The organism is Pseudomonas laurentiana (assembly GCF_014648275.1).
Classification (GTDB): domain Bacteria; phylum Pseudomonadota; class Gammaproteobacteria; order Pseudomonadales; family Pseudomonadaceae; genus Aquipseudomonas; species Aquipseudomonas laurentiana.
The window spans coordinates 1-655 of record NZ_BMQU01000132.1; the positions used below are offsets into that span (position 1 = coordinate 1).

Annotated in this window: 1 protein-coding gene; it reads left to right on the plus strand. The window is 34.8% G+C overall.

Annotated features, from left to right (window positions below; genetic code table 11):
- Positions 1-67: 67 nt before the first annotated feature.
- On the plus strand, positions 68-655 hold a 588-nt coding region (locus tag IE038_RS24080), incomplete at its 3' end, for an endonuclease/exonuclease/phosphatase family protein (protein WP_189396431.1).

The window sequence follows — 655 nt, forward strand, 5'->3', positions numbered from 1 at the left end:
CGGGAAATGATATGCTAGATTGTTTCTCCAGATTGTATAAGAATAATCCCCCTTATCTATGTTAACCATGAAGTTGCAAATTAATACTTGGAATGTTAGAGGGTTAGAAATGTCAAATAGGAAATACATTGCTAGAAGATGGTGTAATAGTATTAAAGGGAAAGATATTGTTTGTTTACAAGAAATAAAAGCTAATGGTTATCAAGCATTTAACACACTAAAGTTCATTTGGGGGAATGCTAAATGTTTTTACTCAAACCATGACAAAGGTAAGGGAGGCATAGCCACCTTGATCAATCCCAATTTGGAGAAGATGATTAGTGTGAATGGTGTCTCTCCTTGTAATAGGGCACTTTGGGTCATCATTAAGTGTGATGAGGCTGAAATTGGCATCTGTAATATTTATGCTCCCAATGATTATAGGGAGAGATCTAAATTATGGGAATGGCTTGCAAATAATTTGCCCAAGGTGAAATGGATTTTTGCAGGTGATTTTAACATGATAGAATGCCCAAAGGATAAAGTTGGTGGTGGAAAATTTGAATGGAAAAATAATGAAATGTTTTTTTGGAATAGATTTAAGAGAACATTTGGCATAAATGATCCAAAAATGGGTCTCAAAGGTGGTCATGAAGGGATTTGGTATACATGGTGT